The sequence below is a fragment of the Streptomyces sp. NPDC093801 genome (assembly GCF_040701585.1).
GTDB lineage: Bacteria > Actinomycetota > Actinomycetes > Streptomycetales > Streptomycetaceae > Streptomyces.
The window spans coordinates 47,895-70,647 of the sequence record NZ_JBFBDP010000009.1; the positions used below are offsets into that span (position 1 = coordinate 47,895).

Here is a 22,753-nt window from a genome sequence, read left to right on the forward strand (position 1 = left end):
CCCTCCCCGGCTTCCTGGCCACCCATTCAGCAAGGTCGGTCGGACGGCATTTCTCAGCCCGTGGACACCCGAGCAGAACGGAATCTCCTCTTCCGCTGCATGACCTCCGTCACATTCCTCCGTCACCGAGAGGAATCACCAGGTCAGGGGCAGGTCGCCGGAAGCAGTCGACCCCGGACGCGCATCCGTGAGGAGGCGGCCGGGGTCGCTGTACAGAGGGCGACGGTACGAGACCGTCTCACTCAGATGATGGATCACGTCTGCGCCGAATGATCCATACGGGATTGGATCAACCCGGCGGCGGGGGCTCAGGCGAGGGCGACCAGGTCCCGGTAGTCCGGGCCCCACAGGTCCTCGACCCCGTCCGGGAGCAGGATGATCCGCTCCGGCTCCAGGGCCTCCACGGCGCCCTCGTCGTGGGTGACGAGGATGACCGCGCCCTTGTACGTGCGCAGCGCGCCGAGGATCTCCTCGCGGCTGGCCGGGTCGAGGTTGTTGGTGGGCTCGTCGAGGAGCAGCACGTTCGCCGAGGAGACCACCAGGGTGGCCAGGGCCAGACGGGTCTTCTCGCCGCCGGAGAGCACGCCCGCCGGCTTGTCGACGTCGTCGCCGGAGAACAGGAAGGAGCCGAGCGTCTTGCGCACGTCGACCAGGTCCAGGTCGGGGGCGGAGGAGCGCATGTTCTCCAGGACCGTGCGGTCCGGGTCGAGCGTCTCGTGCTCCTGGGCGTAGTAGCCGAGCTTGAGGCCGTGGCCGGGGGTGACCTGGCCCGTGTCGGGCTGCTCGGCGCCCGCGAGCAGGCGCAGCAGGGTGGTCTTGCCCGCGCCGTTGAGGCCGAGGATGACCACGCGGGAGCCCTTGTCGATGGCGAGGTCGACGTCGGTGAAGATCTCCAGGGAACCGTACGACTTCGACAGGCCCTCGGCGGTCAGCGGGGTCTTGCCGCAGGGCGCCGGGTCCGGGAAGCGGAGCTTGGCGACCTTGTCGGAGACGCGGACCGCCTCCAGGCCGGAGAGCAGGCGCTCGGCGCGCTTGGCCATGTTCTGGGCGGCGACGGTCTTGGTCGCCTTGGCGCGCATCTTGTCGGCCTGCGAGTTGAGGGCGGCGGCCTTCTTCTCGGCGTTCTGGCGCTCGCGCTTGCGGCGCTTCTCGTCGGCCTCGCGCTGCTGCTGGTAGAGCTTCCAGCCCATGTTGTAGATGTCGATGACCGAGCGGTTGGCGTCGAGGTAGAAGACCTTGTTGACCACGGTCTCGACCAGGTCGACGTCGTGGGAGATCACGACGAAGCCGCCGCGGTAGTTCTTCAGGTAGTCGCGCAGCCAGATGATCGAGTCGGCGTCGAGGTGGTTCGTGGGCTCGTCGAGGAGCAGGGTGTCGGCGTCCGAGAAGAGGATGCGGGCGAGCTCGACGCGGCGGCGCTGACCGCCGGAGAGGGTGTGCAGCGGCTGGCCGAGGACCCGGTCGGGGAGGCTGAGGGCGGCCGAGATGGTCGCGGCCTCGGACTCGGCGGCGTACCCGCCCTTGGTGAGGAACTCGGTCTCCTGGCGCTCGTACTGGCGCAGGGCCTTCTCGCGGGTGGCGCCGGAGCCGTTGGCGATGCGCTCCTCGTTCATCCGCATCTTCTTGATCAGGACGTCGAGGCCGCGGGCGGAGAGGATCCGGTCGCGGGCCAGGACGTCGAGGTCGCCGGTGCGCGGGTCCTGCGGGAGGTAGCCGACCTCGCCGGAGCGGGCGATGCTGCCGGCGGCGGGCTGGCCCTCGCCGGCCAGGCACTTGGTGAGGGTGGTCTTGCCCGCTCCGTTGCGGCCGACCAGGCCGATGCGGTCGCCCTTGGCGATGCGGAAGGAAGCGGACTCGATGAGGACGCGGGCGCCGGCGCGCAGCTCGATGCCGGTGGCGGTGATCACGGAAATACTCCAGGGCGGTATGGACGGCGGAAGGCGGGGCGGGACGCGCGTTCTTCGACGCCGCTAATCCGCGAGGAGATTTGCCATGAAGCCATTCTAACGGGGGTGCGCAACCACTTTTCGGGGCCCGCCCCTCACCCGTCCGGCCGAAGGGCCGCCCCGGACGGGCCGGGCACGTATCAGGATGAAGGGGTTGGCCACGCGTGGAGGGCGGTGGGGCATGCAGTTCGACGACGACGCCGATCTGGACACGTCCGAGGTCAAGGACGTCCGCAGCAGCCGCATCCCGGGCGGCCGGGCCACGGTCGGCGGCGGGGTCGTCGGACTGATCGCCCTGGTCCTGGGCCTGCTCTTCGGCGTGGGGCCGGACCAGCTGGGGCTGTCCGACGGGAGCCCGGAGCCGGTCTCGACGGCCTCCTCGGCCGCCCAGGTCCAGCAGTCCTGCAAGAAGGGCAGCGACGCCAACGCCCGGGAGGACTGCCGGCTCGTCGCCGTGGTGAACAGCACACAGGACTTCTGGAGGCAGGAGTTCAGGCGGCGCGGCGGGACGTACGGCCCCGCGTCGACGGTCTTCTTCACCGGCCGGGTGAACACCGCCTGCGGGGCGGCCACCAAGGCGGTCGGGCCCTTCTACTGCCCGGCGGACCGGCAGGTCTACCTCGACCTCGGGTTCTTCGAGGAGCTGCGGACCACCTTCGGGGCGCACGGCGGCCCCTTCGCCCAGGCGTACGTCATCGCCCACGAGTACGGGCACCACGTCCAGAACCTGACGGGCACGCTGGCCCGGGCCCAGAACGGGCAGACGGGCGCGAACAGCAACGCGGTGAAGGTCGAGCTCCAGGCCGACTGCTACGCCGGGGTGTGGGCGCGCAACGCGACGCGGACCCCGGACGAGTCCACGGGGCGGCCGCTGATCACGAACCTCACCGACCAGGACATCCGCGACGGGCTGGACGCGGCGGCGGCGGTGGGGGACGACCGGATCCAGGAGAAGTTCCAGGGCCGGGTCACCCCGGAGTCCTGGACCCACGGTTCGGCGCAGCAGCGCCAGCAGTGGTTCCACCAGGGCTACCGCACGGGCGACATGGCCCGGTGCGACACCTTCCGCTGAGTGTCAGTGGCGCCTGCCATGCTGTGACGTGGATCACTTGGGCCACCGTTACGAGAGGGAGTGACCGTCATGGCAGGCGTTCCGTCCATCTACCCCGCGCTGCTCTACCGCGACGCGAAGGCGGCGATCCAGCAGCTCACCGAGGCGTTCGGGTTCACCCAGGTCGCGGTCTACGAGGGCGACGACGGCGCGGTGATGCACGCGGAGCTGGCGTACGGCAACGGCGCGGTGATGCTGGGCAGCAAGGGGCGCGGCGGGGTGTACGACAAGGTCATGGAGACGGCCGGTCCGTCGGGGGTCTACATCGTGGTCGACGACGTGGACGCCCACCACCGGCGGGCGGCCGAGCACGGCGTGGAGATCCTCATGGAGCCCACCGACCAGGACTACGGCTCGCGGGACTACATGGCCCGGGACGCCGAGGGCAACGTCTGGAGCTTCGGCACGTACGCCCCGCAGCTCTGACCGGCCGGCCGCGCCCCGCACCCCTCAGGGGTGCGGGGAACTGCGCGACCGGCCCCGACGGACCCGCACGTACCGACCGGCCCCCGCTCCCCCGGGGGTGCCGGCCACTGCGCGACCGGCCCCCCACCCGCAGGCTGCCCGCGGGCCGGGCCGCCCACGGCGCACGGCACCGGTGACCGCCCGGCCAGGGCTCACGCGCCGCCGGTGTGGACCTGGAAGGCGGCCCGCCGGACCGCCTTGGCCAGGGCCGGGTCGGGATGGGCGGCGGCCAGCGCGACCAGGACCTGCACGGTGCGCGGGTGGCCGACGGCCCGGACCTCGTCGAGCAGCCGGGGCACGGTGGTGCGTACGGCGGAGTCGAGGTGGCGGGCGAGCAGCTCGGCCTCGCCGTGGTCGGCGATGGCGGCGGCCGTGTCCACCCAGAGCCAGGTGGACTCCTCGGGCGTGAGGACGTCCTGGGCCTCGTCCGGGTCCACCCCGTCGTGCTCGGCGAGCCAGAGCAGGGCGTAGGGCCGCAGGGCGGGCTCGCGGACGGCGGCGCGCACCTCGGGCTCGGCGGGGGCGCCGACCACGCGCAGCGCCTCGAAGGCGAGGCCCCGCAGCAGGGCGTCCTCGCCCCGGGCGGCGTGCAGCAGCTCGCTGACGGCGTGGCCGACGGGCCGGGCGGCGAGCCAGGCCCGGTACTCGGCGCGGGCCGGCCCGGGGGTCAGCCGGGCGCAGCCGTGCAGCATGGCGGCCGCGGACTGCTCGATGTTCCCGGCCGGGCTCTGGGCGGCGACGCAGATCTGCTCCAGCTTGACCCAGACGGCCCAGCTGCCGAGCGGGGTCAGGGCGGCCTGCGCGGGGCCGAGGGTGACGGCGTCCACGGCGGCGAGCCCGCCGAGCGCCCAGCGCAGCAGCCGGGCGAGCGGGAGGGCGCGGGGTTCCGCGGAGGCCGGGCCCTGGGCGGGCTCCGCCCCGTAGGGGACCTCGCAGCGCTCGTCGCGCAGTTCGGTGACCCGCTGTCCCAGCAGGTCCAGCAGGTCCGGGACGGTCACGGGACCGGCGGACAGCTGGAGCAGGGAGAGCAGCTGGGGCATCGCCTCGACGACCTCGGCGACGGCCGAGGGGGCGATGTCGGCGGGGGCCGGGTGGACGAGGGACCAGGCGTCGAAGAGGGCGACCCAGCCGCGCAGCACGGCGGTGTCGTCCCGGTCCCAGGCCCGCAGCCGCCAGCCGGGCCTGGCCTGGCCGCCGTGCACCTCGACGAGGCCGGAGAGCCGGGCGCGGTCCCAGCCGACCCTGATCTGGCCGTGCGTCAGGCCCAGTTCCGCGGCGGCCCGTTCGACGTCGACGGCGGGCAGGGCGCCGGAGGGGGCGGGGCGGCCGCCGTCGCCGGCACCGAGGTTCACTTCGGCCCAGCGGGCCAGCCGTACCGCGTCGGCCAGCGAGGCCCGGGCGCGGTTCGCCAGGTCCGCCGTGGCGGGGGTGCCCGCCGGGGGCCGGGTGGCCGGCCGGGTTCGCCGGTCGGTCACCGCCTTGCGCGCCGTGGCGACGGAGCGCGGGGAGACGAGTCGGAGTCTGGAGTCGCGAGCCAACTGCTCATCAGGCTTTCGGGACGTCACGGAAGCAGTCTCGCCCGTCACTGGCCGAAAGCCCAAACGGAACGGGTCATTTCCACAGGTCATGGGGTGGAGGAACCGGGACAGACCACCCACCCCGTCCCGTCCGCCACACCGCCTTCACTCCAGCGCCACAAGACGCCTCCCGTAACCCCTTGTTTGTGGAGCCGCGCCCGCCCCTCGCGGGGTGGGGAGCGGGGTCGCCCGTGCGGTCACATGAGCGGCACGAGGAAGCGCCGCAGCGCCTCCTCGTAGCCGGCCGGGTCGGCGTTCCACATCGCCCCGTGCGCGGCGCCCGGGACGGTGTGCAGGGTGACGAGGTCGGGCCGGGCGGCGGCGAGCCGGCGCGAGGGCGCCCAGGGGGCGAGGGTGTCGTCGGGCCCGTGGACGAGCAGCACGGGGACGCGGACGGCGCCGGGGTCCGCGAACGGCCCCCGGTGGTCCACGCGCAGCCCCGCGCGGCTCTCGGCGGCCCGTACGGCGAACGGGACCAGCGGGGCCGGGGTGCGGCGGGCCACGATCAGGTTGCGCAGGGTGGTGTGCCAGTCGAGGACGGGCGAGTCGAGCACCAGGCCCGCGATCCGGCCGGACAGGGCCGAGCGCTCGGCGGCGTGCACGGCCATGGCGGCACCGGTGGACCAGCCGTGCAGGACGATGCGCCGGGCGCCGTAGCGCAGGGCGTAGCGGATCGCGGCGTCCACGTCCCGCCACTCGGACTCGCCGAGGTGGCCCAGGCCGTCCGGGGAGGCGGGGGCGCCGAGGTCGCCCCGGTAGGCGAGGGAGAGGACCGGGAGCCGGAGGCGGTGCAGGAAGGGCATGACCACCATCGGGTGCTCCCGGCCGGCGCCGAGCCCGTGGACGGTGATCACCCAGGTCTGCCGGACCTGGGGCACGAACCAGGCGGGGAGCGGGCCGAGCTCCCCGGGGACGTCCACGTCGGCGTGGTCCAGGCCGAGGGCCGTGCGGGGGTTCCCCGAGTACACCTGCGGCGTGAGGGTGACGCGGGTGCCGGGCTCCAGGGAGCCGTGGCTGACCCGCAGCAGGCGGCGCACGACGGTGGCCGGGTCGTGCGGGACGCCGTCGAGGACCGGGCCGACGGCGGCGTGCACCCCGGGCGCGGCCAGGCCGTGGACGCCGGGGCGCAGGGAGGCCAGGGAGCGGGTGAGCACGATCCGGTCGCCTTCGGCCGAGTGGACGACCAGGCGGGGGCTGCCGGCCGGCGGGCGGCCGGGTTCGGACCGCAGGGCGGCGTCGGCGGCGTACCGGCCGGCCAGGACGGCGGCCGCTCCGGCACCGATCAGGGTCGAGGTGACGGCCGCGGCCGTCGCAGTGGCGGTACGCACCGCTCCAGTGTCGAGGCGCGGGGGCGCAAGGGCCACCGGAGGGCTCCGGCGGCGCCCGGACGGCGCCCAAGCGGAACCCGAGCGGGGGCCGGTCGGCGGACGACCGGGAGAGGGGCGGGGCAAGCGGAGTGATCTACCTCTCTTTCCCTGTCGCCGAGGGGGCCCGAACGGGTCCGCGCACCCGCTCGGAACGTCCCGTTCACCCGGCTCTGACGTGCATGAATGGCGATAACTACGAAAGAATCGGGACGAAGGGTCCGATGGGGTGCCGCCCTGCGACACCACTCCGCCGAAGTCAGTTCATCTTCCGTTCACCCAGGTTGCCTACGTTCGCCGAGCCACTGACGCCAAACAGAAGCCTGGGTAAATGGAGCACATAACGCTTCTCCTCGGGATCGTGATCATCACCGCTCTCGTGTTCGACTTCACGAACGGTTTCCACGACACAGCCAACGCGATGGCCACCACCATCTCGACCGGCGCCCTCAAGCCCAAGACGGCGGTGGCCATGTCCGCCGTGCTCAACCTCGTCGGCGCGTTCATGTCCGTGGAGGTCGCCAAGACGATCTCCAAGGGTCTCGTCAACGAAGAGGGCATCCAGCCCGAAGTGATCTTCGCCGCCCTCGTCGGCGCGATCCTCTGGAACCTGGTCACCTGGCTGGTCGGACTCCCCTCCAGCTCCTCGCACGCCCTGATGGGCGGCCTGATCGGTGCCGCGGTCGCCTCCGCCGGCCTCGGCGCGGTCAACGGCGACGTCGTCGTCACCAAGGTGCTCATCCCGGCCGTGGCCGCCCCGATCGTGGCCGGTGTGGCAGCGATGCTGGCCGCCAAGGTCACGTACAAGCTGAACGGCAAGGTCGGCCCCAAGACCTCCGCCAAGGGCTACAAGGCGGGCCAGATCGCTTCCGCCGGCCTCGTCTCCCTCGCGCACGGCACCAACGACGCGCAGAAGACGATGGGCATCATCACCCTGGCCCTGGTCGCCGGCGGCGCCCTCGCCCCCGGCTCGAACCCCCCGGTCTGGGTCATCGTCTCCGCCGGCACGGCGATCGCGATGGGCACCTACCTGGGCGGCTGGCGCATCATCCGCACCCTGGGCAGCGGCCTGACCGACCTGCACCCGCAGCAGGGCTTCGCCGCCCAGACCTCGGCCGCGAGCGTCATCCTGGCGTCCTCCAACCTCGGCTTCTCCCTCTCCACCACCCACGCCTGCTCCGGCGCGGTGATGGGCGCGGGTCTGGGCCGCAAGGGCGGTGTGGTCCGCTGGTCCACCGCCACCCGCATGTTCGTCGCGTGGGGCCTGACCCTGCCGGCCGCCGCCCTCGTCTCCGCGGGCGCCGAGCTGGTCATGCGCACCGGTGACGTCGGCGTCGTCGCCGTCGCCGTCTTCCTGGTCGCCTCCTGCGTCGCCATCTGGCTGATCTCCCGCCGCCAGGTCGTCGACCACACCAACGTCAACGGGGCCTCCGCCGACGAGGCCGAGCAGCCCGGCGTGGTCACCACCGCCATCGCCGCCGTCGCCGTCCCCCCGGTCGCCGGCACCACCGCCGCCGTGACCGACGAGGACCTCAAGGCCACCATCCCGGCCGCCACGGCGAACCCGCAGACCCCGACGGCTCCGGCCGCCGCGGTCTGATCCCGAGAACGACAGAGGAAACGGCAGTATGAAGATCGACTGGGCAGCACTCGGCTCCGTCTTCGGGGTCAGCCTCTCCGCGACCGTCGCCCTCGTGGCCCTCTTCAGCCTGGGCCTGGTGGGCCTCTCCAAGCACGAGGCAGCCACCGAGCAGGGCGGCACCGCCGCCCTGGCCCGCAGCGGCGCCTACGCCTGCTTCGCGCTCTGCGCGGCGGCCGTGGCCTACGGGATCTACCTGATCGTCAGCTGAGACCCGGTCTCGGCGACACCGCGTGCGAAGGCTCCCCCCGGGAATCCCCGGGGGGAGTTTTCGCGTACCCGCGGCCCCTGGGCGCCCACCGGCCGTCCCCCGCCCCATCGCAGGTCAACGGTAAGTTGACGGGCGTTCGCGGGGCGTGGTGGACTGCCCGAGCCAATACGGCGGCATGGAGAGGAAGTCCGGTGCGAATCCGGCGCGGTCCCGCCACTGTCACCGGGGAACGCACGCGCCGCGTGCCCACCCGGGAGCCAGGAACTCTCGCCGCCGGACACGTCGAACCAGGGCGCGGACCCTGAGTGAGGACATACCTGCCACCATGCGTGCCGACCGCGTCTTCGCGTACGGCGTCACGGCGGGCCTGATCGGCGACCGGATCCTCGGGGATCCCCGCCGGGGGCACCCCGTGGCCGCCTTCGGACGAGCCGCCGCCGCCGTGGAGCGCGCCCTGTGGCGCGACGACCGCGCCCGGGGCGTCCTGCACACCCTCGTATGCGCCGGCGCGGCCACGGCCGTCGGAGCGCTGGGCGCACGCGCCGTGCGCGCCCGGCCCGCGGCCGCCCGCATCGCCCTGACCGCCGCGGCCACCTGGGCCGTCGTCGGCGGCACCACCCTCGGCCGGGAGGCCCGCGCCATCGGCGGGGCGCTCGCCGCCGGGGACACCGAGGTGGCCCGCGAACGCCTCCCCCATCTGTGCGGGCGCGACCCGCAGGCCCTGGACGGCCAGGGAATGGCCCGGGCCGTCGTGGAGTCGGTCGCGGAGAACACCTCCGACGCGGTCGTCGGGGCCCTGGTGTGGGGGGCCGTCGCCGGGGTGCCCGGACTGCTCGCCTTCCGCGCCGTGAACACCCTGGACGCGATGGTGGGGCACAAGTCGCCCCGCCACCTGCGCTACGGCTGGGCCTCCGCCCGGCTGGACGACCTCGCCGGCTGGCCGGGAGCCCGGCTGACGGCGCTCGCCGCCGTGGCCGCCGGCCCCGACCGGCGCGGAGCCCTGCGGGCCTGGCGCGCCGACGCCGCCGCCCACCCCAGCCCCAACGCCGGCCCGGTCGAGGCCTCCTTCGCCGGGGCGCTCGGCGTCCGGCTGGGCGGGACCCTGTCCTACGCGGGACGGGTCGAGCACCGGGCCGTGCTCAACGGGGAGCGGGGGCGGCCCGTGGAGGTCGCGGACATCGAGCGGGCCGTACGGCTGTCGCGGCGGGTGACCTGGCTGGCGCTGGGCGCGTGCGCGGCCGTCCGGTGCGCCGCGGCGAAGGCCGCCGCGGCGAGGACGGGGAGGGGTCGGGCATGAGCGGCACCAGGCGCGGCGGCGGGCTGCTGGTCGCGGGGACGACCTCCGACGCGGGCAAGAGCGTCGTCACGGCGGGCATCTGCCGCTGGCTGGCCCGCCAGGGCGTGAAGGTGGCCCCGTTCAAGGCGCAGAACATGTCGCTGAACTCGTTCGTGACCCGCGAGGGCGCCGAGATCGGCCGGGCCCAGGCGATGCAGGCCCAGGCCGCCCGGGTGGAGCCGACCGCGCTGATGAACCCGGTCCTGCTCAAGCCCGGCAGCGACCGCAGCAGCCAGGTGGTGCTGCTCGGCAGGCCGGTGGGCGAGATGAGCGCCCGCGGCTACCACGGCGGCCGCCAGGAGCAGCTCCTCGGGATCGTCACGGACTGCCTGGAGCAGCTGCGGGGCACGTATGACGCCGTGATCTGCGAGGGGGCGGGCAGTCCGGCCGAGATCAACCTGCGCCGGACCGACATCGTGAACATGGGCATCGCGCGGGCCGCGCGGTTCCCGGTGGTGGTCGTCGGCGACATCGACCGGGGCGGGGTCTTCGCCTCGTTCTTCGGGACGACGGCGCTGCTGTCGCCCGAGGACCAGTCGCTGATCGCCGGCTACATGGTCAACAAGTTCCGCGGCGACGTGTCCCTGCTGGAGCCCGGCATGGAGATGCTCCGGGGCCTGACGGGGCGGGCGACGTACGGCGTGCTGCCGTTCCGGCACGGGCTGGGCATCGACGAGGAGGACGGGCTGCGGGTCTCCCTGCGGGGAGCGGTGCGCGAGTCCGTCGTGGCCCCGCCGGTCGGCGAGGACGTGCTGCGGGTCGCGGTGTGCGCCGTGCCGCTGATGTCGAACTTCACCGACGTCGACGCGCTCGCGGCGGAGCCGGGCGTGGTCGTGCGGTTCGTGGACCGGGCCGAGGAGCTGGCCGACGCGGACCTGGTCGTCGTACCGGGCACGCGCGGCACGGTGAAGGCGCTGGAGTGGCTGCGCGAGCGGGGGCTGGCCGACGCGCTGGCCCGGCGCGCCGCGGAGGGACGCCCGGTGCTGGGCATCTGCGGCGGCTTCCAGGCCCTCGGCGAGCACATCGAGGACGAGGTCGAGTCGAAGGCGGGCTCGGTGGCGGGGCTGGGGCTGCTGCCGGTGCGCGTGCGCTTCGCCGTCGAGAAGACGCTGGCCCGGCCGGTGGGCACCGCCCTGGGCGAGGAGGTCTCGGGCTACGAGATCCACCACGGGGTGGCCGAGGTCCTGGGCGGCGAGCCGTTCCTGGACGGGTGCCGGGTGGGGTCCGTGTGGGGCACGCACTGGCACGGCTCGCTGGAGTCGGACGGCTTCCGCCGGGCGTTCCTCCGGGAGGTCGCGGCGGCTGCCGGGCGGCGCTTCGTCCCGTCGCCGGACACGTCCTTCGCCGCCCTGCGGGAGGAGCAGCTGGACCTGCTGGGCGACCTGATCGAGGAACACGCCGATACGCGTGCGCTGCTGGGGCTGATCGAGGGGGGCGCCCCCACGGGCCTCCCCTTCCTCCCCCCGGGCGCCCCGTGAGGGGGGCGGCCCTGCGGGGCTGTTCCCCTACCCGCCCCTTCCCCGCCCACCGGGGCTCCGCCCCGGACCCGGTGCGCTCGAACACCGCGCGGGCCGGAATTTCGCCGCGCGGAATCCAGCCCCGCCAGGGGGTGCCTCCCAGCGGTGGCCGGGGGAGATCGAGGCGCGGGGGTCCGGGGGCGGAGCCCCCTGGAGCGGCTCCGCGCAGCGGCACCCCCGGCCCCGGCCACCGCACCACGGCCCCCGACCACCCGCGCACGCGGACCCGCACCCGCACTGGAGGAGTGAGCACCCCATGAGCACCCCCTACCCGTTCACCGCAGTCGTCGGCCAGGCCGACCTGCGGCTGGCGCTCCTGCTCAACGCCGTGAGCCCCGCGGTCGGCGGTGTGCTCGTGCGCGGTGAGAAGGGGACCGCCAAGTCCACCGCCGTACGCGCGCTCTCCGCCCTGCTCCCCCACGTGGACGTCGTCCCCGGCTGCCGGTTCTCCTGCGCGCCCGCCGCACCGGACCCGGCCTGTCCGGACGGCCCGCACGAGCCCGGCCCCGGCGCCGAGCGCCCCGCCCGGATGGTCGAACTGCCCGTCGGTGCCTCCGAGGACCGCCTCGTCGGCGCCCTCGACATCGAGCGGGCCCTCGCCGAGGGCGTGAAGGCCTTCGAGCCCGGCCTGCTGGCCGACGCACACCGCGGGATCCTGTACGTCGACGAGGTCAACCTGCTCCACGACCACCTCATCGACCTCCTGCTCGACGCGGCCGCGATGGGCGCCTCGTACGTGGAGCGCGAGGGCGTGTCCGTGCGCCACGCCGCCCGCTTCCTGCTCGTCGGCACCATGAACCCCGAGGAGGGCGAGCTGCGGCCGCAGCTCCTCGACCGGTTCGGGCTGACCGTGGAGGTCGCCGCCTCGCGGGAGCCCGAGCAGCGCGTCGAGGTGGTGCGCCGCCGGCTCGCGTACGAGGACGATCCGGCGGGCTTCGCGGCCCGCTGGGCCGGGGACGAGAGCGAGGTCCGCGCCCGGGTCGTGGCCGCGCGGGCGCTGCTCCCGCAGGTGGCGCTCGGGGACACCGCGCTGCTCCAGATCGCCGCCACCTGCGCCGGTTTCGAGGTCGACGGCATGCGGGCCGACATCGTGATGGCCCGTACGGCGACCGCCCTGGCGGCCTGGGCCGGGCGGACCTCCGTCCGCAAGGAGGACGTCCGTCAGGCGGCGCTGCTGGCGCTGCCGCACCGGCGTCGGCGCAACCCCTTCGACGCGCCCGGGCTGGACGAGGACAAGCTCGACGAGATCCTCGACGGTTTCCCCGACGACGAGCCGGAGCCCGAGCCCGAGCCGGAGGGCCCGGACGACAACGGCGGCGGCCCCGACGGGGACGGTGGCGGGGTGCCCCCGCAGGGCGGCGGCCCCGAGACCGGCCACGCCCCCGAGGAGGCCCCGGAGCAGGGGGGCGACTCCCCCGAGCCGCAGCCCTCCGCGCCCCGGGGCGGGTCCGGCGGGGCCGAACAGGCCGCCGTGGGGGCCGGCGAGCCGTTCCGCACCAAGATGCTGAGCGTGCCCGGCCTCGGCGAGGGCGCGGCCGGCCGGCGCTCGCGGGCCCGTACCGCGCACGGCCGGACCACCGGCGCCCAGCGCCCCCGGGGACAGCTGACGAAGCTGCACCTGGCGGCGACCGTGCACGCCGCCGCCCCGCACCAGAAGGCGCGCGGGCGCTCCGGGCCGGGGCTCGTCGTGCGCAAGGACGACCTGCGGCAGGCGACCCGCGAGGGCCGCGAGGGCAACCTCGTGCTGTTCTGCGTCGACGCCTCCGGCTCGATGGCCGCCCGGCAGCGCATGGGCGCCGTCAAGGGCGCGGTGCTCTCCCTGCTCCTCGACGCCTACCAGCGCCGGGACAAGGTCGGCCTGATCACCTTCCGCGGCGCGGGCGCCGAGCTGGCGCTGCCCCCCACCTCCTCGGTGGACGCGGCCGCGGCCCGCCTGGAGAAGCTGCCGACGGGCGGCCGCACGCCCCTGGGCCCGGGCCTGCTCAAGGCCCGCGAGGTGCTGCGCGTGGAGCGGCTGCGGGACCCCTCCCGGCGCCCGCTGCTCGTGGTCGTCACCGACGGGCGGGCCACCTCGGCCGGGGACGTCGGCGGCGACCCCCGCGAACTGTCCGGGCGCAGCGCCCGGCTGCTGGCCGCCGAGGGCGTCACGTCGGTGGTCGTGGACTGCGAGTCCGGGCCGGTGCGGCTGGGGCTCGCGGGGGCGCTGGCCGCCGATCTGGGCGCGCCCGCCGTGACCCTCGACGGGCTGCGGGCCGACTCGCTGGCCGGGCTCGTCAAGAACGTACGTACCGCAGTGACCCGCACTGCGTCACTCGACAGCGTCTCCAGGAGGGCCGCCTAATGCCGCAGGGACAGCCGACCGTCGTTCCCGACGACGGTCTCACGACGCGCCAGCGCCGCAACCGCCCGCTCGTCTTCGTCCACACCGGACCGGGCAAGGGCAAGTCGACGGCCGCCTTCGGGCTGGCGCTGCGGGCCTGGAACCAGGGCTGGCCGATCGGGGTGTTCCAGTTCGTCAAGTCGGCGAAGTGGAAGGTCGGCGAGGAGAACGCGCTGAAGGTGCTGGGCGCCTCCGGTGAGGGCGGCTCCGTCGTCTGGCACAAGATGGGCGAGGGCTGGTCCTGGGTCCAGCGCGACGCGCAGCTCGACAACGAGCAGGCGGCGAAGGAGGGCTGGGAGCAGGTCAAGCGCGACCTGGCCGCCGAGACGCACCGGCTGTACGTGCTGGACGAGTTCGCGTACCCGATGCACTGGGGCTGGATCGACGTGGACGAGGTGATCGAGGTCCTCCGCAACCGGCCCGGCACCCAGCACGTGGTCATCACCGGCCGCAACGCCCCCGAGAAGCTGCTGGAGTTCGCGGACCTGGTCACCGAGATGACCAAGGTCAAGCACCCCATGGACGCCGGCCAGAAGGGCCAGAAGGGCATCGAGTGGTGACCTCGTCCAGTGTGCCGCGGCTGGTCATCGCCGCGCCGTCCTCCGGCAGCGGCAAGACCACCGTGGCGACGGGCCTGATGGCGGCCTTCGCGGAGCGCGGCCTCGCCGTGTCCCCGCACAAGGCCGGGCCCGACTACATCGACCCCGGCTACCACGCGCTGGCCACGGGCCGGCCGGGGCGCAACCTCGACGCGTTCATGTGCGGGCCGGAGCTGGTGGCCCCGCTGTTCGCGCACGGCGCCGCCGGGTGCGACCTCGCGGTGGTCGAGGGCGTGATGGGGCTCTACGACGGGGCCGCCGGGCGCGGCGAGCTGGCGTCGACGGCGCAGGTGGCGAAGCTGCTGCGGGCGCCGGTGGTACTGGTGGTGGACGCCTCCTCGCAGTCCCGTTCGGTGGCGGCGCTGGTCCACGGCTTCGCCTCGTTCGACCCCCGGGTGCGCCTGGGCGGGGTGATCCTGAACAAGGTGGGCTCCGACCGGCACGAGGCCATGCTGAGGGAAGCCCTGGAGGAGGCCGGGATGCCGGTCCTCGGCGTCCTGAGGCGGGCCCCGCAGGTCGCGACCCCCTCCCGGCACCTGGGCCTGGTCCCGGTGGCGGAGCGGCGGGCCGACGCGGTCGCGGCGGTGGCCGCCCTGGCGGAGCAGGTCCGTGCGGGCTGTGACCTGGAGGCCCTGCTCGCCCTGGCGCGCACCGCCCCGCCGCTGGCGTGCGAGCCGTGGTCGCCCCTTCGGGCCTCGCCGGCGTTCGAGGCGCTGGGGACACCCCCGGAGGCAGCCGGGGGAGGGTCCGGGGGCGGAGCCCCCGGTTTCGGGAAGGGGCGGGGTGGGGGACCTCTCATCGCCGTAGCCGGAGGCCCGGCGTTCACCTTCTCCTACGCCGAGCACGCCGAACTGCTGCGCGCCGCCGGGGCGGAGGTCGTCACCTTCGACCCGCTCCGGGACGAGGCGCTGCCCGAGGGCACGAACGGGCTCGTGATAGGCGGCGGCTTCCCGGAGGTCTACGCCCCGGAGCTCTCGGCCAACGAGCCGCTCCGGGCGGCCGTGGCGGCCTTCGCCGCGGCCGGCGGCCCGGTCGCGGCGGAGTGCGCCGGGCTCCTCTACCTGGCGCGGTCCCTGGACGGGAAGCCCATGTGCGGGGTGCTCGACGCCGACGCCCGGATGTCGGAGCGGCTCACGCTCGGCTACCGGGAGGCGGTGGCGGTGTCGGACAGCCCGCTCGCGGCGGCCGGCACCCGGCTGCGGGGGCACGAGTTCCACCGGACGGTGGTCGAGCCGGGCGCCGGGGCCGCGCCGGCGTGGGGGTTCACCCACCCCGAACGCCGCGTCGAGGGCTTCGTCCGGGGGAACGTGCACGCGAGCTACCTGCACACGCACTGGGCGGCGCAGCCGTCCGTGGCGTCCCGGTTCGCGGCGGCCGCGGCGGAGTTCGCGGCGGCTCCAGCGGCCCGCCCGTGACCCCGTACGGACCGGTCCGGGCGGACCGGTCCGTCCGTTCAGTCCGCGAGGCCGACCAGCAGCCAGATCCCGGCCACCCCGCCCACCGTGCACATGAGCGTGGACAGGGCGGGGTGCTCGTGGTGCGCCTCGGGCAGGATCTCGGCGGCCGCCAGGTACAGCAGGGCGCCGCCGAAGAATCCGAGGTACGCCCCGAGGAGTTCCTCCGGAAGGGTGAACAGCAGGGTGGACGCGGCGCCCACGACGGGTGCGGCGGCGTCCGCCAAGAGCATCATCCAGGCCTTGCGGCGGGCGTTCCCGTACAGGTGGGTGAGGGTGTACGTGTTGAACCCGTCGGCGAAGTCGTGGGTGATGACGGCCAGGGCGACGGTCGCGCCCATCCCGCCGCCGACCTGGAAGGCGACGCCGAGGGCCACTCCGTCGGCGAGGCTGTGGCCGACCATCGCCGCGGCGGCGGTGAGCCCGACCTGCGGGACGCGGACGCCGTGGTCGTGGCCGCCTCCCCCGTCCCCGCCGCCGTGCGCGGCCTGCCGTACGGCGAGCAGGCGTTCCACGACGTGGGCGACGAGGAAGCCGGCCACGAAGAGCAGCAGGGCGAGCGGGACGCCGAAGACCTCCCGGCCGGCGGCGTGCAGGGCCTCGGGGAGCAGGTCCAGGCCCACGACGCCGAGCATCAGCCCGCCGGCCAGCCCCAGGACGAGGTGGCGGCGGTCGGTGACGCGTTGTGCCGTCCAGCCGCCCGCCAGCGTCATCAGGAACGCGCCCAGAGCCACGATCACCGCCATGTGCCCCTGGATACCGACTGGCGGCGCCGTGCGCACTTCCGCCGCGCGGGTGGCGGACGCCACCGTGATGACGACAGACGACAGACGACGGACACCAGTACGGAGGGAGGACCCCGGTGGGCGAGTACGTGACGCGGCTGGTGGTCGGGGTCGGCGGACGCGCGGGGGTCTCCGTGGCGGAGGTCTGCGCGCTGGTCGAGGAGACCCTGCGCGGGGCCGGGCTGAGCGCCGGGGCGGTGACGGCGTTGGCGACGGTGGACTCGAAGACCCTGGAGCCCGGGATCGCGGGCGCGGCGGAACGTTTCGGCGTGCCCCTGGTGGGCTACCCGGCCGAGGAGCTCGCGCGGATCCCCGTGCCGCACCCGTCGCCGGCCGTGCACGAGGCCTCCGGGACCGCCTCGGTGGCGGAGGCGGCGGCGCTGGCGGGCGGCGGGGAGCTCCTCGTGCCCAAGCGCCGTTCGGTGGCGGCCACCTGTGCGGTGGCCACGGCCGAGGAGCACGACCTGCGCCACCACGGGGACGCGGAGGTCGCGGACGCGGGGGGCGCGCTCGTGGACCTGGCGGTGAACGTGCGGTCGGACACGCCGCCGCAGTGGCTGAAGCAGCGGATCGCGGCCTCCCTCGGGGACCTCGCTGCGTACCCGGACGGGCGGGCGGCCCGGGCGGCCGTGGCGCGGCGGCACGGGCTGCCGGTCGAGCGGGTGCTGCTGACGGCGGGGGCTGCGGAGGCGTTCGTCCTGATCGCGCGGGCCCTGGAGGCGGAGCGGCCGGTGGTGGTGCACCCGCAGTTCACCGAGCCTGAGGCGGCCCTGCGGGACGCCGGGCACCGGGTGGAGCGGGTGGTGCTGCGGGCGGAGGACGGGTTCCGGCTGGATCCCGCGGCGGTGCCGCAGGACGCGGACCTGGTGGTGGTGGGCAACCCCACCAACCCGACGTCGGTGCTGCACCCGGCGGCGACGCTGGCCGCGCTGGCCCGGCCGGGGCGGATCCTGGTGGTGGACGAGGCGTTCATGGACGCGGTCCCGGGCGAGCGGGAGGCGCTGGCGGGGCGGATGGACGTGCCGGGGCTGGTGGTGCTGCGGAGCCTGACGAAGACGTGGGGCCTGGCGGGGCTGCGGATCGGCTACGTGCTGGCCGATCCGGAGGTCGTCGCGAAGCTGGCGGCGGCGCAGCCGCTGTGGCCGGTGTCGACCCCGGCGCTGGTGGCGGCCGAGGCCTGCGTGGCGCCGGAGGCGCTGGAGGAGGCGGAGGCGGCGGCCCGGCGGATCGCGGTGGACCGGGCGCACCTGCTGGCGGGGCTGGCGGAGTTCGAGGAGGTCACGGTCTCGGGGGTGGCCGAGGGGCCGTTCGTGCTGGTCCGGATCCCCGGTGCGGCGGAGGTGCGCACCCGGCTGCGGGCGCTGGGCTTCGCGGTCCGGCGGGGGGACACCTTCCCGGGGCTGGACGCGTCCTGGCTGCGCCTGGCGGTGCGGGACCGGGCGACGACGGGGCGGCTGCTGCAGGCGCTGGACCACGCCCTGGCCCTGACCACACCCTGACCCGGCCCCGCGGGGCCGTCCCCCGCCCGGCCCTCCCCCTCCGGCCGTCTCAGGGGCCCGGAGGGCGGGCGGAGGGGGCCCCGCCTAGCATGAACGCGGACCAAGACACGGACGGGGGACGGGACATGAGGGCGGCGACGCGCATCACCATGGGTCTGGTGGCCGTGGGGGTGGTCGGCGGCGGGGTGTTCGCGGTGCCCCGGCTGCTCGGGCACGGGGCGGCCGTCCCGGCCGAGCAGCGGCTCCAGGGCAAGCCGAACGGCGCCGGCAAGGCGGTCCCGGGCGCGGCCCCGTTCACGCTGGTGGCGACCGGGGACACGATCCCGTACCCGTCGATCGTCCAGCGGGCCGCGGACGACGCGGGCGGCAAGCCCGGGGAGTACGACTTCCGGAAGATACTCGCGGGCGTCAAGCCCATCGTCTCCGCCGCCGACCTGGCGATATGCCACCACGAGATACCGTACGGAAGGCCCGGCGGCCCCTACACCGGCTACCCCGCCTTCAAGGCCCCGCACCAGTTGGCCGACGCCCTCAAGGACGCCGGGTACGACAGTTGCTCCACGGGCTCGAACCACACCCTCGACGACGGGTTCGACGGGCTCTCCCGCACCCTCGACCACCTCGACCGGGTCGGCATCAAGCACGTGGGCTCGGCCCGCCGCCCCGAGGAGGCCAAGGCCCCGGCGGTGCTCTCCGCCGGCGGGGCGAAGGTCGCCCAGCTGGACTACACGTACGGCACGAACGGGATACCGCTCCCGGCCGGCAAGCCCTGGGCCGTCAACCTGATCGACCAGGCCCGGATCATCGCCGACGCCCGCGCGGCCCGGGCGGCCGGCGCGCACGTCGTCGTCCTGAGCCTCCACTGGGGCACCGAGTGGCAGACGGCCCCCGACCAGCAGCAGAAGGACCTGGCGCAGGCGCTGACCGCCTCGCGCGGGGCGGACGGCCTCCCCGACATCGATCTGATCCTCGGCACGCACAACCACGTCCCGCAGCCCTACGAGAAGATCAACGGCACCTGGGTGGTCTTCGGCATGGGCGACCAGATCGCCAGCTTCTACGAAGCCGAGAAGGCGCGGGGCAACATGTCGTCCATCCCCCGCTTCACCTTCGCCCCGGCGGCCTCGCACCCGGGCCGCTGGGAGGTGGTCAAGGCCGAGTACCTCACCCAGTACTCGGACATGGGGCCGCCGTTCCGCGTCGTCTGCACCTCGTGCGCCGGCGCGGACGGCGACGGCGGACCGTCCGCCGCGAAGCGGGCCGAGTACGCCCGGGTGGACAAGGAGGTCACGTCGGCCGTGACCTCGCGGGGCGCGACCGGCCAGGGGCTGACGCGCGCGACCCGCTGATCGGGCCCGGGGACGGCCGCCCGGGTCACGAGGTCCGGCCGCGCCGGGTCACGACGAGCGCGCACGCGCCGACGCCGAGCAGGAGCAGCGCGCCGCCGGCGACCCACGGGGTGGCCGAACCGGCCCCGGTCTCGGCGAGGTCGGCGCGGCCGGACGTGGCGACGGCGGCCTGCGGCTTGACGTCCGGCTTCGCCGCGGGCTTCGCGGCCGTCGTCGGGGACGTGCAGTGCGCCTCCGCCAGGACGACCTCGCCGTCGACCTGCGCCACGTTGAGCTTCAGCGGGTTCACCGACACCTTCAGGCGGAGCGCGGCGGCCGCCGCGGTGGTGGAGGTGGTCTGCGTGTCGGAGAGCCGCAGGGAGACCAGGCCGACGCCCGGGACCTCGACCTCGGTGGGCCCGCCGGCCGTCAGGGTGACCTTCTTGCCGAGGGCGGTGACGGTGCCGAGGACGTTCGAGGTGGCGACGGGCTTCGCGCCGGCCGCGCAGACGGCCTGGGAGGTGACCTTCTCGACCTCGATGAGGGAGAGGGCGGGCAGACCCGGGAGGTGCACCTTGGCGTGGGCGAGGGCGGCCTCGGCGCGGGCGCCGTTCTCGTCGGCGGTGGCCTTGGCGGTGGCGGCGTCCGCCGTGAGCACGTTCACCGGCTGCCCCTGCTCGACCCCGTCGAGGGCCACGGTGAGGGCCGTCTTCCCGGCCGTGGCGGGGGCGCTGACCTCGTTGAGGGTGGCCTTCAGCGGTACGTGCACCGTCTTGTTGAGCAGGCCCACGTCCAGTCCGGTCCGCAGGACGACGGCTCCGGAGGTGCCCTGGCCGCCGCTGCCGTCGGTGGCGAGGGCGGGGGGTGCGGCGAGCAGGGCCACCGCTCCCGTGGCGAGCAGGACGGCCGCGGGCAGGCGGAAGGTGTTGCGGTTCAAGGTGGTGGAACCCCCGGGGAGATGGGTGCCGCCGGGGCGCCGATGGGGGACATCGCGCATGCCGACGGCTTCGACGCCCGAAGTCTTTACGCACTGTGAGTGAACGGGCAGCCACCTGGCGTGAGTTCACCCCAACGGGTGGTTTCCATGCATGTATTCGATTTGTTGCGCCCCACACGGCACACGAGTTCCCGCGCGCCTCGGCACGGCCGCCACCACCGGCCCTTTTCGGACAGGGACAACGACGGGCGGGGGCGCCGGGTCACGTGCCGTCAACTCCGCGCCCGCGCCGCCCCGTCGGCGACCGGTCCGGCTCAGGCGCGGACCGCGCCGTTCACGACCACCCGGTCCGGCTGCGCCAGCACCCGCACGTCCTCGCGCGGATCGGAGCCGTAGACCACCAGGTCGGCGGGCGCGCCCTCGGCCAGGCCGGGCCTGCCGAGCCACTCGCGGGCCGCCCAGGCCGTCGCCGAGAGGGCGTCGAGCGCGGGGATCCCGGCCTTCACGAGCTCCTGCACCTCGGCGGCGACCAGGCCGTGCGGCAGCGAACCGCCCGCGTCCGTGCCGACGTACACCCCGACGCCCGCGTCCCAGGCCGCGCGGACGGTGTCGTAGCGCCGCTCGTGGAGCCTGCGCATATGGGCCGACCAGCGGGGGAACTTGGCCTCGCCGCCCGCCGCCAGCTTCGGGAAGGTCGCGATGTTGACGAGGGTGGGAACGATCGCGACACCGCGCTCGGCGAAGAGGGGGATGGTGTCCTCGGTCAGCCCGGTGGCGTGCTCGATGCAGTCGATGCCCGCCTCGACCAGGTCGCGCAGCGAGTCCTCCGCGAAGCAGTGCGCGGTCACCCGGGCGCCCAGCCGGTGCGCCTCGGCGATGGCCGCCTCCACCTCGGCGCGCGGCCAGCAGGCCGTCAGGTCCCCGGCCTCGCGGTCGATCCAGTCGCCGACGAGCTTGACCCAGCCGTCGCCGCGCCGGGCCTCGCGGGCCACGTACTCGACGAGCTGCGGCGGCTCGATCTCGTGCGCGTAGTTGCGGATGTAGCGGCGCGTGCGGGCGATGTGCCGGCCCGCCCGGATGATCTTCGGGAGGTCCGCGCGGTCGTCGATCCAGCGGGTGTCGGAGGGGGAGCCCGCGTCACGGATCAGCAGGGTGCCCGCGTCCCGGTCGGTGAGGGCCTGGGCCTCGGCGGTCGCGGCGTCGACCGGGCCGTGGGCGTCGAGGCCGACGTGGCAGTGCGCGTCGACCAGCCCCGGCAGGACCCAGCCGGTGACGGTGGTGGCCCCGCGGGCGGCGGCCGGCCGCTCGTAGGTGATCCGCCCGCCGACGACCCAGAGCTCGTCGCGGACCTCCTGGGGCCCGACGAGCACGCGTCCCTTCACATGGAGCACATCGCTGCGATCACTCATGTCCGCACTGTACGTGCGCGCTGGGTAGGCTCGGCCGGTGACCCCGGACGAAGAGAGCACCGCCGTGACCCACCCCCTCCTGGACCTTCCGCCGCTGACCGCCGAGCACTTCACCGCCATCGAGCGGGGCGTCGCGCGGCTGCTGGACACCCGGCACGACGTGGTGATCACCCAGGGCGAGGCGCTGCTGCCGCTGGAGGGCTGCATCCGCTCCGGGGCCCGGCCGGGCTCCACGGCGCTGAACGTGGTCACCGGCCCGTACGGCACCACCTTCGGCAACTGGCTGCGCGACGCCGGGGCGAAGGTGGTGGACCTGGCGGTGCCGTTCGACACGGCGGTGAGCGGCGGGCAGGTGGCCCGCGCCCTGGCGGAGCACCCGGAGATCGACTTCGTCTCGCTGGTGCACGCCGAGGCGGCCACCGGCAACACCAACCCGGTCGCGGAGATCGGCGAGGCCGTGCGCGACCACGGGGCGCTGTTCATGCTGGACGCGGTCGCCTCGGTGGGCGCGGAGCCGCTGCTGCCGGACGCGTGGGGCGTGGACCTGTGCGTGATCGGCGCGCAGAAGGCGATGGGCGGCCCGGCGGGGGTCTCGGCGGTGTCGGTGAGCGAGCGGGCGTGGGAGCGGTTCGCCGCCAACCCGGCCGCGCCCCGGCGCTCGTACCTCTCCCTCCTGGACTGGAAGGAGCGCTGGATCGACGGGGGCCGCACGACGCTGCTGCACGCCCCGGCCCAGCTGGAGATGCTGGCGCTGGAGGCCTGCCTGGACCGGATCGCGGAGGAGGGGACGGCCGGTGTGCTCGGCCGGCACGCCGCCGCGGCCCGGGCCACCCGGGCCGGCGCGGCCGCGCTCGGCCTGGCCCCGTGGGTCGGGGACCCGGCGCAGGCGGCGCCGGTGGCGACCACGCTGCGGGTGCCGGACGCCTCGGCGGTGGTGGCCAAGGCCCTGGCCGCCGACGGTTCGGCCCCGCTGGCGGCGGGCGGCGGGGCGCTGGCGCGGGAGATGGTCCGGGTCAACCACTACGGCCCGGCGGCCTCGCCGGAGGCGGTCGCGGCGTCGCTGCGCGCCCTGGCGTCGGCCCTGTCGGCGGACCCGCAGGCGGCGCTGGAGGCGGCCTCGGCGGCCTGGCGGTAGGGCCGCTCGGGCACGAGGACCTCGGCCCCGTCGGGCGCTCATCGTGGCGGATCCGGGGAAG

At 75.1% G+C, this 22,753-nt stretch carries 18 protein-coding genes and 1 riboswitch; of the genes, 12 read left to right on the plus strand and 6 right to left on the minus strand.

Translation table 11 applies throughout. From position 1 onward, the window contains the following. Window positions 1-308: 308 nt before the first annotated feature. Window positions 309-1,907 (minus strand): ABC-F family ATP-binding cassette domain-containing protein, encoded by a 1,599-nt coding sequence (locus tag AB0469_RS12055; RefSeq protein WP_366451223.1) that lies wholly within the window; start codon window positions 1,905-1,907, stop codon window positions 309-311. Window positions 1,908-2,127: 220 nt separating this feature from the next. Here AB0469_RS12055 and AB0469_RS12060 point away from each other — a divergent pair, with 220 nt between their 5' ends. Both AB0469_RS12060 and AB0469_RS12065 read left to right on the plus strand, forming a co-directional pair. Next, window positions 2,128-3,018 (plus strand): neutral zinc metallopeptidase, encoded by an 891-nt coding sequence (locus AB0469_RS12060; protein WP_366451224.1) that lies wholly within the window; start codon window positions 2,128-2,130, stop codon window positions 3,016-3,018. A gap of 69 nt (window positions 3,019-3,087) precedes the next feature. Then, window positions 3,088-3,483: a VOC family protein gene (locus AB0469_RS12065; RefSeq protein WP_042818149.1), complete on the plus strand. Its 396-nt coding sequence runs from the start codon at window positions 3,088-3,090 to the stop codon at window positions 3,481-3,483. 191 nt (window positions 3,484-3,674) lie between these two features. Here AB0469_RS12065 and AB0469_RS12070 read toward each other — a convergent pair whose 3' ends face one another. Together AB0469_RS12070 and AB0469_RS12075 are read right to left on the minus strand one after the other, a co-directional pair. After that, entirely contained in the window at window positions 3,675-4,997 is a 1,323-nt protein-coding gene (locus AB0469_RS12070) for a hypothetical protein (RefSeq protein ID WP_366451413.1), read from the minus strand. 299 nt (window positions 4,998-5,296) lie between these two features. Next, window positions 5,297-6,427 (minus strand): hypothetical protein, encoded by a 1,131-nt coding sequence (locus tag AB0469_RS12075; protein WP_366451225.1) that lies wholly within the window; start codon window positions 6,425-6,427, stop codon window positions 5,297-5,299. Between the two features lie 367 nt (window positions 6,428-6,794). On the opposite strand from AB0469_RS12075, the gene AB0469_RS12080 reads away from it, so the two are divergent. From AB0469_RS12080 to AB0469_RS12110, 7 genes are all read left to right on the plus strand, one after another. After that, complete coding sequence (locus AB0469_RS12080; protein WP_366451226.1) at window positions 6,795-8,063, plus strand: inorganic phosphate transporter; 1,269 nt, start codon at window positions 6,795-6,797, stop codon at window positions 8,061-8,063. A gap of 28 nt (window positions 8,064-8,091) precedes the next feature. Further along, window positions 8,092-8,313 carry a hypothetical protein gene (locus tag AB0469_RS12085; RefSeq protein WP_079425611.1) on the plus strand — a complete coding sequence of 74 codons (222 nt, stop codon included), beginning with the start codon at window positions 8,092-8,094 and terminating at the stop codon, window positions 8,311-8,313. A gap of 179 nt (window positions 8,314-8,492) precedes the next feature. Beyond that, window positions 8,493-8,580: riboswitch (cobalamin riboswitch) on the plus strand. Window positions 8,581-8,638: 58 nt separating this feature from the next. Continuing rightward, window positions 8,639-9,610 carry a cobalamin biosynthesis protein gene (locus tag AB0469_RS12090; protein WP_366451227.1) on the plus strand — a complete coding sequence of 324 codons (972 nt, stop codon included), beginning with the start codon at window positions 8,639-8,641 and terminating at the stop codon, window positions 9,608-9,610. Continuing rightward, window positions 9,607-11,127: a cobyric acid synthase gene (locus tag AB0469_RS12095; RefSeq protein WP_366451228.1), complete on the plus strand. Its 1,521-nt coding sequence runs from the start codon at window positions 9,607-9,609 to the stop codon at window positions 11,125-11,127. Before AB0469_RS12090 ends, AB0469_RS12095 begins: the two co-directional genes overlap by 4 nt. Window positions 11,128-11,422: 295 nt before the next feature. Next, a complete protein-coding gene (locus AB0469_RS12100) occupies window positions 11,423-13,507 on the plus strand; it encodes a putative cobaltochelatase (RefSeq protein WP_366451229.1) in 2,085 nt (694 codons plus the stop codon). Continuing rightward, window positions 13,507-14,106 carry a cob(I)yrinic acid a,c-diamide adenosyltransferase gene (gene cobO, locus AB0469_RS12105; protein WP_366451230.1) on the plus strand — a complete coding sequence of 200 codons (600 nt, stop codon included), beginning with the start codon at window positions 13,507-13,509 and terminating at the stop codon, window positions 14,104-14,106. Before AB0469_RS12100 ends, cobO begins: the two co-directional genes overlap by 1 nt. After that, window positions 14,100-15,560, plus strand: a complete 1,461-nt coding sequence (locus AB0469_RS12110) for a cobyrinate a,c-diamide synthase (RefSeq protein ID WP_366451231.1) — start codon at window positions 14,100-14,102, stop codon at window positions 15,558-15,560. The genes cobO and AB0469_RS12110 overlap by 7 nt, the downstream gene beginning before the upstream one ends. Window positions 15,561-15,598: 38 nt before the next feature. On the opposite strand, the gene AB0469_RS12115 is transcribed toward AB0469_RS12110, so the two are convergent. Then, window positions 15,599-16,345, minus strand: a complete 747-nt coding sequence (locus tag AB0469_RS12115) for a ZIP family metal transporter (protein ID WP_366451232.1) — start codon at window positions 16,343-16,345, stop codon at window positions 15,599-15,601. Between the two features lie 128 nt (window positions 16,346-16,473). Between AB0469_RS12115 and cobC the strand changes: the two genes are divergently transcribed. Next, the gene (gene cobC, locus AB0469_RS12120; RefSeq protein WP_366451415.1) at window positions 16,474-17,883 is read left to right on the plus strand and encodes an Rv2231c family pyridoxal phosphate-dependent protein CobC; all 1,410 of its coding nucleotides are present in this window, start codon (window positions 16,474-16,476) and stop codon (window positions 17,881-17,883) included. 185 nt (window positions 17,884-18,068) lie between these two features. Beyond that, window positions 18,069-19,232, plus strand: coding sequence for a CapA family protein (locus AB0469_RS12125; protein WP_366451416.1), 1,164 nt, complete (start codon window positions 18,069-18,071; stop codon window positions 19,230-19,232). 25 nt (window positions 19,233-19,257) lie between these two features. Here the strand turns inward: AB0469_RS12125 and AB0469_RS12130 are convergent, their stop codons facing one another. Both AB0469_RS12130 and AB0469_RS12135 read right to left on the minus strand, forming a co-directional pair. After that, window positions 19,258-20,148 (minus strand): SCO1860 family LAETG-anchored protein, encoded by an 891-nt coding sequence (locus AB0469_RS12130; RefSeq protein ID WP_366451233.1) that lies wholly within the window; start codon window positions 20,146-20,148, stop codon window positions 19,258-19,260. 314 nt (window positions 20,149-20,462) lie between these two features. Next, entirely contained in the window at window positions 20,463-21,557 is a 1,095-nt protein-coding gene (locus tag AB0469_RS12135) for an amidohydrolase family protein (RefSeq protein WP_366451234.1), read from the minus strand. 64 nt (window positions 21,558-21,621) lie between these two features. Between AB0469_RS12135 and AB0469_RS12140 the strand changes: the two genes are divergently transcribed. Continuing rightward, the gene (locus AB0469_RS12140) at window positions 21,622-22,692 is read left to right on the plus strand and encodes an aminotransferase class V-fold PLP-dependent enzyme (RefSeq protein WP_366451417.1); all 1,071 of its coding nucleotides are present in this window, start codon (window positions 21,622-21,624) and stop codon (window positions 22,690-22,692) included. Window positions 22,693-22,753: the final 61 nt, after the last annotated feature.

What these genes read in the sequence shown, in the direction of transcription:
- AB0469_RS12060 (WP_366451224.1), top strand. Translation starts at nt 2,128, where the DNA reads ATGCAGTTCGACGACGACGCCGATCTGGACACGTCCGAGGTCAAGGAC.
- AB0469_RS12095 (WP_366451228.1), top strand. Translation starts at nt 9,607, where the DNA reads ATGAGCGGCACCAGGCGCGGCGGCGGGCTGCTGGTCGCGGGGACGACC.
- AB0469_RS12090 (WP_366451227.1), top strand. Translation starts at nt 8,639, where the DNA reads ATGCGTGCCGACCGCGTCTTCGCGTACGGCGTCACGGCGGGCCTGATC.
- AB0469_RS12135 (WP_366451234.1), bottom strand. Translation starts at nt 21,557, where the DNA reads ATGAGTGATCGCAGCGATGTGCTCCATGTGAAGGGACGCGTGCTCGTC.
- AB0469_RS12100 (WP_366451229.1), top strand. Translation starts at nt 11,423, where the DNA reads ATGAGCACCCCCTACCCGTTCACCGCAGTCGTCGGCCAGGCCGACCTG.
- AB0469_RS12065 (WP_042818149.1), top strand. Translation starts at nt 3,088, where the DNA reads ATGGCAGGCGTTCCGTCCATCTACCCCGCGCTGCTCTACCGCGACGCG.
- AB0469_RS12080 (WP_366451226.1), top strand. Translation starts at nt 6,795, where the DNA reads ATGGAGCACATAACGCTTCTCCTCGGGATCGTGATCATCACCGCTCTC.
- cobO (WP_366451230.1), top strand. Translation starts at nt 13,507, where the DNA reads ATGCCGCAGGGACAGCCGACCGTCGTTCCCGACGACGGTCTCACGACG.
- AB0469_RS12085 (WP_079425611.1), top strand. Translation starts at nt 8,092, where the DNA reads ATGAAGATCGACTGGGCAGCACTCGGCTCCGTCTTCGGGGTCAGCCTC.
- AB0469_RS12115 (WP_366451232.1), bottom strand. Translation starts at nt 16,345, where the DNA reads ATGGCGGTGATCGTGGCTCTGGGCGCGTTCCTGATGACGCTGGCGGGC.